Origin of the sequence: Streptomyces viridosporus (genome assembly GCF_002078235.1) — a bacterium.
Classification (GTDB): Bacteria; Actinomycetota; Actinomycetes; order Streptomycetales; family Streptomycetaceae; genus Streptomyces; species Streptomyces viridosporus.
Map to the genome: position 1 here is coordinate 1 of NZ_MSGP01000606.1, position 5,500 is coordinate 5,500.

5 protein-coding genes are annotated in these 5,500 nt (G+C 73.3%); 4 read left to right on the plus strand and 1 reads right to left on the minus strand.

Annotation, left to right across the window (positions count from 1 at the left end; genetic code table 11):
* The 3 genes from B7L92_RS34075 to B7L92_RS34085 form a co-directional block, all read left to right on the plus strand.
* Positions 1 to 1,563: acyl-CoA carboxylase subunit beta (locus B7L92_RS34075; RefSeq protein ID WP_107501697.1), on the plus strand; the 1,563-nt coding region annotated here is incomplete at its 5' end.
* Positions 1,564 to 1,861: 298 nt separating this feature from the next.
* Positions 1,862 to 2,695: an AfsR/SARP family transcriptional regulator gene (locus B7L92_RS34080; protein ID WP_081241105.1), complete on the plus strand. Its 834-nt coding sequence runs from the start codon at positions 1,862 to 1,864 to the stop codon at positions 2,693 to 2,695.
* Positions 2,696 to 2,751: 56 nt separating this feature from the next.
* The gene (locus tag B7L92_RS34085; protein WP_081241106.1) at positions 2,752 to 3,387 is read left to right on the plus strand and encodes a ScbR family autoregulator-binding transcription factor; all 636 of its coding nucleotides are present in this window, start codon (positions 2,752 to 2,754) and stop codon (positions 3,385 to 3,387) included.
* A 96-nt stretch (positions 3,388 to 3,483) separates the two neighbouring features.
* On the opposite strand, the gene B7L92_RS34090 is transcribed toward B7L92_RS34085, so the two are convergent.
* Positions 3,484 to 4,449, minus strand: a complete 966-nt coding sequence (locus tag B7L92_RS34090; protein ID WP_081241107.1) for an AfsR/SARP family transcriptional regulator — start codon at positions 4,447 to 4,449, stop codon at positions 3,484 to 3,486.
* Positions 4,450 to 4,796: 347 nt separating this feature from the next.
* Here B7L92_RS34090 and B7L92_RS34095 point away from each other — a divergent pair.
* On the plus strand, positions 4,797 to 5,500 hold a 704-nt coding region (locus B7L92_RS34095), incomplete at its 3' end, for an AfsR/SARP family transcriptional regulator (protein ID WP_081241108.1).

The following is a 5,500-nucleotide window of genomic DNA, read 5'->3' on the forward strand; positions in this document are numbered from 1 at the left end:
CCGGGCGAACCGGCCGATGCGCGCGGCCGCGTGGCCGAGCTGCACGGGATCCGCGAGCGGGCGGTGGCCGGGCCGAGCGAGAAGGCGACGGCGGCGCAGCACGCCAAGGGCAAGCTGACCGCGCGGGAGCGGATCGGGCTGCTGCTGGACCCGGGCTCCTTCCGGGAGGTCGAGCAGCTGCGCCGGCACCGGGCCACCGGCTTCGGGCTGGAGGCCCGGAAGCCGTACACCGACGGGGTGGTCACCGGCTGGGGCACGGTGGAGGGCCGCACGGTCTTCGTCTACGCGCACGACTTCCGCATCTTCGGCGGTGCGCTGGGCGAGGCGCACGCCACGAAGATCCACAAGATCATGGACATGGCCATCGCGGCCGGCGCGCCGCTGGTGTCGCTGAACGACGGCGCCGGCGCGCGGATCCAGGAGGGCGTGGCGGCGCTGGCCGGCTACGGCGGCATCTTCCAGCGCAACACCCGGGCCTCCGGCGTCATCCCGCAGATCTCGGTGATGCTGGGCCCGTGCGCGGGCGGCGCCGCCTACTCCCCCGCGCTGACGGACTTCGTGTTCATGGTCCGCGACACCTCGCAGATGTTCATCACCGGCCCCGACGTGGTCAAGGCGGTCACCGGCGAGGAGATCACCCAGAACGGCCTGGGCGGCGCGGACGTGCACGCCGAGACCTCCGGCGTGGCGCACTTCGCCTACGACGACGAGGAGACCTGCCTGGCCGAGGTGCGCTACCTGCTGTCGCTGCTGCCGTCCAACAACCGGGAGAACCCGCCCCGGGCAGAGAGCGCCGACGCCCCCGACCGGCGCGGCGAGGCGCTGCTGGACCTGGTCCCGGTGGACGGCAACCGCCCCTACGACATGGCCCGGGTCATCGAGGAGATCGTCGACGACGGCGAGTACCTGGAGGTCCACGAGCGCTGGGCGCGCAACATCCTCTGCGCCCTGGCCCGGATGGACGGCCGGGTCGTCGGCATCGTCGCCAACCAGCCCCAGGTGCTGGCCGGCGTGCTGGACATCGAGGCGTCCGAGAAGGCCGCCCGCTTCGTGCAGATGTGCGACGCCTTCAACATCCCGATCCTCACCCTCCTGGACGTGCCCGGCTTCCTGCCGGGGGTCGACCAGGAGCACGGCGGCATCATCCGCCACGGCGCCAAGCTGCTCTACGCGTACTGCAACGCCACCGTGCCGCGGATCAGTCTGATCCTGCGCAAGGCCTACGGCGGCGCCTACATCGTGATGGACTCCCAGTCCATCGGCGCCGACCTGACCTATGCCTGGCCGACGAACGAGATCGCGGTGATGGGCGCGGAGGGCGCGGCCAACGTCATCTTCCGCCGCCAGATCGCCGAGGCCGGGGACCCCGAGGCCATGCGGCAGAAGATGGTCAAGGAGTACAAGGCGGAACTGATGCACCCCTACTACGCGGCCGAGCGCGGCCTGGTCGACGACGTGATCGACCCCGCCGAGACCCGCCAGGTGCTCATCTCCTCGCTGGAAATGCTCCACACCAAGCACGCCGACCTGCCCTCCCGCAAGCACGGCAACCCGCCCCAGTAGTCACCGAGTCGACAGCCGATAACAAACCGCAGTGCCCGTTGCAGCCCGTCGACGCTCCGCATTTCCGGGACTGCGGTCTGCTCGACACGACGGACAGTGCGTCAATTGGCTAGTGAGTGCGGCATTTATACGTTTCGATCCCGCCTGCGACGGTCCAGAGCCCCGCTTCTCCCTCAATCAAACAGGCAAGCCGGTTTGTCATTGACAAACCGGCGGGACTGTCTTTAACTCGACTGTGCTGGAAGGGACTTGAGGAGAGGTCCGGGTGACCGGCGACTCACGCAGATGGGGGAGAGGCGTGGACATCCAAGTACTGGGCTCGCTGGCCGTCACGGAGAACGGAATCTCGGTGACGCCGACGGCCCCGAAGCCGCGGCAGGTGCTCGCGCTGCTGGCCCTGCACGCCGACCGCGTCGTCCCCGTGGCCCGGCTCATCGAGGAGCTGTGGGGCGACGAGCCGCCGCGCAGCGCGCGCACCACCCTGCAGACCTACGTGCTGCAGCTGCGCGACCTGATCACGGCCGCCCTCCGCCACGCCCCGGACGGGGCCCCCGCGCGCAGCGCGAAGGACGTGCTGGTCACCACGCCCGGCGGTTACCTGCTCCGCACCTTCGGCGGGACCGGTGACGTCCAGGAGTTCGAACGGCTCGCCGGCACGGGCTACCGCTCCATGGACGCGGGCGACCACCCGCGCGCCTCCCAGCAGTTGCGGGAGGCACTGGCCCTGTGGACCGGTCCGGCCCTCGCCGACGTGCACGCCGGCCCGCAGCTGGAGGTGGAGATCCGACGGCTGGAGGAGACCCGGCTGTGCGCGCTCGACCAGCGGATCGAGGCCGACCTGCGGCTCGGCCGCCACCGCGAACTGCTCGGCGAGCTGACCGTCCTGGTCAGCCGCTACCGCACGCACGAGACCCTGCACGGCCAGCTCATGCTCGCCCTGCACCGCTCGGGGCGGCGCAGCGAGGCGCTGGACGTCTACCACCGGCTGCGCACCACGCTGGTGCGGGAACTGGGCCTGGAGCCCTCGGCGGGACTGCGCCGGCTGCAGCTCCAGATCCTCATGGCCGCTTCCGAGCGACCGCTCGACCCGACGGGCACCGCGGACCACAAGCGGCTGACCCGGGTCGGCTGACCCGGGCCGCGCGTCCGCGGCCCGGACCACCGACGGCACGAGACAGGGGAGGACAGATGCAGGCGAGGTCGGAGCGGACGCGCCACCGCCTCCTTCGGGCGGCTGCGGACCTGATCGACCGGTACGGCTACGCCAACGCCACGCTCGGGCAGATCGCCGCGGCCGCGGGCCTGACCAAGGGGGCGTTGTACTTCCACTTCGCCTCCAAGGACGGGCTGGCCGACGCCGTGCAGGAACAGGGACGCACGATGCTGCGCACCTTCGTGCGCGGGCAGCGGGAGGCGGGCGTGCCGCCCGTGCAGGTCCTCATCGACCTCACCCACTGGCTGGCCCGGGCGTTGCACGAGGAGCCGCTGATCCGCGCCGGCTTCCGGATCACGTACGAGTGCGCCGACCGGCCGGTCGCCGACTTCCACCAGGTGTGGATCGACGAGGTCCGCCACCTGCTCGACCTGGCGGAAGCGGCCGGCGAGACCCGCGTGCGGGCCGGGGACGGCGGGGCCGAGGCGCTGCTGTCGGCGCTGCTGTGCGGGATAGGGGACCTGGCCGGCACCAGCCCGCGCCACGCCCTGCGCATCCGGATGGACGCGCTGTGGGACCTGCTGCTGCCCGTCCTCGTCCCCCCGGGCGAGACGGGCCGCTACCGCACCCGGCCGCCCGGGGTCCCGCGCCCGGCCGAGGCGGCCGCCTGACGCGCGGCGCCCCCCGCCCGCGTGCGGCACGGCACCCGGGCACACCGCGACGGGGCCCGCACCACGCGGGCCCCGTCGCGCAGGGGTGCCGGGACGTCACACCGGCTCCGGAGGCCGGACCGCGACCGACTCCAGGCGACGGGCCAACCGCTCGTGCTCCCGGGTGAGTTCCTCGACACGACGCCGCAACCAGGCGATCTCGCCGCCCGGATCCGGCACACCGCCGTCCGGCCGGCACGGGCCCGGCACGCCCAGGCCGGGGGAGTGGCCGAGGATGGCCTCCATCCGGCCGCGCAGGGCCGGTCCCGGCTCGATGCCGAGCGCGGTGACCAGGCAGCGGCGCGCCCGCTCGTACACACCGAGGGCCTCCGCCTGCCGGCCGCTGCGGTACAGGGCCACCATCAGCAGGTCGTAGAACCGCTCGCGCAGCGGATGGTCCGCGGTCAGCCGCTCCAGTTCGCCGATGATCTCGCCGTGCCTGGCCAGGCGCAGGTTCGCCTCGTGCAGCATCTCCAGCGTGCACAGGCGCATCTCCTCCAGCCGGTCGGCCTCGCGGGCGCAGATCGGTCCGGCGCCCACGTCCTGCAGGGCCGGGCCGTGCCACAGCGACAGCGCCCGGCGCAGCAGCCGGGCGGCCCGCGGCGGATCCGACGCCACCTGGGCGCGGCCCTCGGACGACAGCCGGCCGAAGCGCTCCACGTCGGTGGTGGCCGTGCCGAGCCGCAGCACGTACCCGCTCGGCAGGGTCGTGATCCATTCGGGTCCCTCCGCCGGGCCCGGCCGGGCGGGCAGCAGCCGGCGCAGCCGCGCCACGTGGGCGTGCAGCGCGTTGGGCGCGTTCGCCGGGAGGGCGCCCCCCCACAGTTCCTCGGTGAGCCGCTCCGCCGACAGCAGCTCCCCGGCGTGGATCACGAGCGCGGCCAGCAGGGCACGCTGCTTGGAACCGGGCGGCACGACCTCCCGGCCGGCGGCGTCGCGGATGCGGACCGGGCCCAGGAGCCGGAACTCGGTCGCCGCCGCGGTCCCTCCCTCCCGCGGCGGCGGACGGTCGAGGACGCTCATCGCGTGACCGTGACCGTGACCGTGACCGTGACCGGCCGGTGCCGCGGCAGCGGAGCGACGGCGCGACCGGGGACGAACAGGCAGGGGCGCACGGTGCCTCCCTCGGTGGTCGGGGATCGGATTCCGGACGATAACGGGCCGCCCGGGCCGGGGGAGCGGCCCCGAGCGGGGTTCGAGCGTTCGTGCACACGGTTTCGAGCCGGGCCCCGCGGGAGGCGAAACCCCAGCGTGGAAGGCCGCTCGAACGTCGCTCAAGAGGACGGAGCGACCGGGGTGAACGGGGCTAGCGTGCGACGGGCCGACGGCTTTGAGCCATCGGGGGAGTTCGACGATGTACGGAGGAGACCATGGAGATTCGGGTTCTGGGTCCGCTGTGTGCCGCCGTCAACGGGGGGTCCATCGTCCCGACGGCCGGCAAGCCGCGGCAGATCCTGGCGCTGCTCGCGCTCCACCCCGGCCGGATCGTGCCGGTTCCGACCCTGCTGGAGGAGGTGTGGGGCACCGAGCTGCCGCAGAGTGCGATGACCACCCTCCAGACGTACATCCTCCAGCTGCGCCGGCGGCTGGGGACCGCGATGGGCTCCGACGCCGGCACGGCCAAGGACGTCCTGGCGACCCGGCACGGCGGCTACCTGCTGCGGATACCGCCGGAGAGGAGCGACGTGCACGCCTACGAACGTCTGGTGGCCGCCGGCCGGGCGGCGTTCGACGCGGACGACCACCGGCGGGCCGCGGACAGCTTCCGGCAGGCGCTCGGCCTGTGGCGGGGACCGGCGCTGGTGGACGTGCCGATGGGCCCGGTCCTCAGGATCGAGGTGCTGCGGCTGGAGGAGTCCCGGCTGGCCACCGTGGAACGCCGGATCGACGCCGACCTGCACCTGGGCCGCCACGCCGAACTCGTCGCCGAGCTGATGGACCTGATCGCGCGTCACCCCCAGCACGAAGGGCTGCACGCGCAGGCGATGCTGGCGCTGTACCGGTCGGGGCGGCAGGCCCACGCCCTGGAGGTGTACCGCGGCCTGCGGGGCCGCCTCATCGAGGAACTGGGCGT

Excerpts from the sequence above, each read along its gene's own strand:
- B7L92_RS34085 (WP_081241106.1), top strand. The coding sequence starts at position 2,752 with ATGCAGGCGAGGTCGGAGCGGACGCGCCACCGCCTCCTTCGGGCGGCT.
- B7L92_RS34090 (WP_081241107.1), bottom strand. The coding sequence starts at position 4,449 with ATGAGCGTCCTCGACCGTCCGCCGCCGCGGGAGGGAGGGACCGCGGCG.